This window comes from Ruegeria sp. (assembly GCF_965199275.1).
Taxonomy (GTDB): domain Bacteria; phylum Pseudomonadota; class Alphaproteobacteria; order Rhodobacterales; family Rhodobacteraceae; genus Ruegeria.
This window is the reverse complement of the sequence record NZ_CBDAQX010000019.1, coordinates 1-2,895: the sequence shown is the minus strand read 5'-3', so window position 1 is coordinate 2,895 and position 2,895 is coordinate 1. Positions and strand designations below refer to the sequence as shown.

Genomic DNA, 2,895 nt, shown 5'->3' with positions numbered 1-2,895 from the left:
CCCGGCGCGTAAGAGCGCACGGCGTCACACATCTTTTCGCTGGCGGCGATATAGCCCCCCATCACGCCATAGGCTTTGGCCAGAGTGCCATTGATGATGTCGATGCGATGGGCCAGACGGTCACGTTCCGTCACACCGCCGCCGCGCGGGCCGTACATGCCAACTGCATGGACTTCGTCAATATACGTCAAGGCACCGAATTCATCCGCCAGATCGCAAATCTCTTCGATAGGGCCAAAGTCACCATCCATGGAGTAGACCGACTCAAAGGCGATCAGCTTGGGGGCTGTGGGGTCGTCGGCCTCCAGCAGCTCACGCAAGTGGGCGACATCATTGTGGCGGAAGATGCGCTTGGCGCCGCCATTGCGCCGCACGCCCTCGATCATCGAGGCATGGTTCAGCGCGTCCGAATAGATGATCAGACCGGGGAACAGTTTCGGCAAGGTCGAAAGCGTCGCGTCATTGGCGATGTAAGCGCTGGTGAATAGCAGAGCGGACGCTTTGCCGTGCAGATCGGCCAGCTCAGCCTCAAGGCGCTTGTGATATACAGTCGTGCCCGAGATGTTGCGCGTTCCGCCCGAACCGGCACCCGCCGCATCGACGGCTTCGTGCATTGCGTTCAGGACAACCGGGTGTTGGCCCATGCCAAGATAGTCATTGCCGCACCACACGGTAATGTTCTGTTGCGTTCCATCGGGACGGGTCCGAACGGCATGCGGGAAGTGCCCGTTGCGGCGTTCGATATCGATAAAGGTCCGGTAACGTCCTTCGTCATGCAGCCTGGCAATCGCTGAATCGAGCTGAGCAGTATAGTCCAACGGACCCTCCTTGATCGCCTCGGGCAAACCCCTCACCCAAAGCCTGTATTCCGCTACCTTACAGGACATCGCCCCTGAAGCAGCTTTGTGTTCGCACGTTCTACCTTATTAAAGCCGCCCGTTAGAACCCAACTTTGATTTGCATCAAATATAAGCTTCATAGCCGCGCAGCAAGTAAACTTACGTCTAAAAGACGCGGGGAAACGACGCAGGTACAGAAGCTTAACTTCGGCCGTTCACTACGGGGCGGTACTGCGCACTCTGCTCTGGACGGCAGCGCCAACACTGATAGGGTTCGCGCAAATCATTCTCAAGCAGGAGCCCTGTTATGTCGCTAGACGCCGTGCTGAGCCGGATCGACTCTGATCTGCAAACCTCGATCGACCGCCTGATGGAGCTGTTGCGCATCCAATCGATCTCAACCGATCCCGCCTACAAAGCGGAGGTCGACAAGGCCGCCGAATGGCTAGTCTCGGACCTGCAGAGCATTGGTATTGCAGCAGAAAAACGCGAAACACCCGGTCACCCTATGGTCGTGGGTCATGTGGGTGAGGGCAGCGAAGTACCGCATGTGCTGTTCTACGGGCATTATGATGTGCAACCCGTCGACCCACTGAACCTGTGGAACCGCGATCCGTTCGACCCCGCCATCGAGGAGACCGAAAACGGACCCGTCATCCGCGGCCGTGGATCGTCCGACGACAAGGGCCAGCTGATGACCTTTGTCGAAGCCTGCCGCGCCTGGAAAGCCGTCCACGGCACCCTGCCCTGCCGCATCACCTTTTTCTTCGAAGGTGAAGAGGAATCAGGCTCGCCCTCGCTGGTTCCGTTCCTCGAAGCGAATAAAGACGAATTGCAGGCCGATCTGGCCCTTGTTTGCGACACCTCAATGGTGTCACGCGGAGTGCCCTCGATTGCCTCGCAATTGCGCGGAATGCTGAAGGATGAGTTCACTATTGTAGGCCCCCGCATCGACCTGCATTCCGGCCACTACGGTGGCCCCGGTCTGAACCCGCTGCGCGAATTGTCCAAGATCGTAGCCTCTTTCTATGACGATGAGACCGGACGGGTCGCTGTTGGAGGTTTCTACGAGGGCGTTCACGAGATCCCGGCAGATCAGCTGCGCCAGTGGGAAAACTGCGGCTTCGACGAAGCAGAGTACCTGAACTCGGTGGGATATAGCCAACCGCATGGCGAGAAAGGCTATTCCACGCTGGAACAGCAATGGGCACGCCCCACGCTTGAGGTCAACGGTCTTTGGGGAGGCTACAACGGTGCCGGATCAAAAACTGTGATCCCATCGGAAGCTCACTGCAAAATCACCTGCCGCCTTGTCGGTGACATGGACCCCGACGCCTTGCGCGAGAAAATCCGCAAGCACGTAGAAGAACGCCTGTCGCCGGACGCCAAAGTTGTCTGGGACAATGACCTCGAAGGGTCCCCAGCCTCGGTCATGAATCTCGATCGCCCTGAATTCGAAGCGGCACGTGCTGCGCTGTCTGACGAATGGGGCCGCGAAGCCGTGTTCACCGGAATGGGCGGCTCAATCCCGGTCGTTGGTTACTTCGACACCGTTCTGGGCCTGGATTCGATGTTGGTCGGCTACGCCAATGACGACGATGCCATCCACTCTCCGAATGAGAAATACGATGTCAAAAGCTTCCACAAGGGCATTCGCTCTTGGGCACGCATTCTGGATGCTTTGAATTCGTAGCGTTATTTTGCGAGGCTCTGCCTCGCGCTCCGAGGTATTTTCGGCCAGATGAAGGACGGATCCCATGCTTCATCTGGCTATAAGTATCCCGGGGGAGACGCGATTTACCGCGGCGGGGGCAGCGCCCCTAGCCCATTCGTTAGTTGCACTTTCAGTTGTGTTTGAGAAGTCATCACCCCTTACTGTGATCACTGGGGCATTGCCCGAGCGCGAACATCAAAATCGACCCAAGGCAGCCATTTGCGTCGGCCGCATCGAAGGTCTGTTTCCAGCGGATCTGGGCGGGTACGAGCTGCACCGCCGCCGAAAAGGTGGCGATCTAGGTCACGTGGATGAAACACGATCGAGCCTCAACCGACTCCT

Annotated in this window: 3 protein-coding genes; 2 read left to right on the top strand and 1 reads right to left on the bottom strand. The window is 58.0% G+C overall.

Annotated features, from left to right (window positions below; genetic code table 11):
• Nucleotides 1-818: 5-aminolevulinate synthase (gene hemA, locus ACOERD_RS14580; protein WP_419739510.1), on the bottom strand; the 818-nt coding region annotated here is incomplete at its 3' end.
• Nucleotides 819-1,146: 328 nt separating this feature from the next.
• On the opposite strand from hemA, the gene ACOERD_RS14575 reads away from it, so the two are divergent.
• A complete protein-coding gene (locus ACOERD_RS14575) occupies nt 1,147-2,532 on the top strand; it encodes a dipeptidase (RefSeq protein WP_419739509.1) in 1,386 nt (461 codons plus the stop codon).
• 64 nt (nt 2,533-2,596) lie between these two features.
• Nucleotides 2,597-2,895: hypothetical protein (locus tag ACOERD_RS14570; RefSeq protein WP_419739508.1), on the top strand; the 299-nt coding region annotated here is incomplete at its 3' end.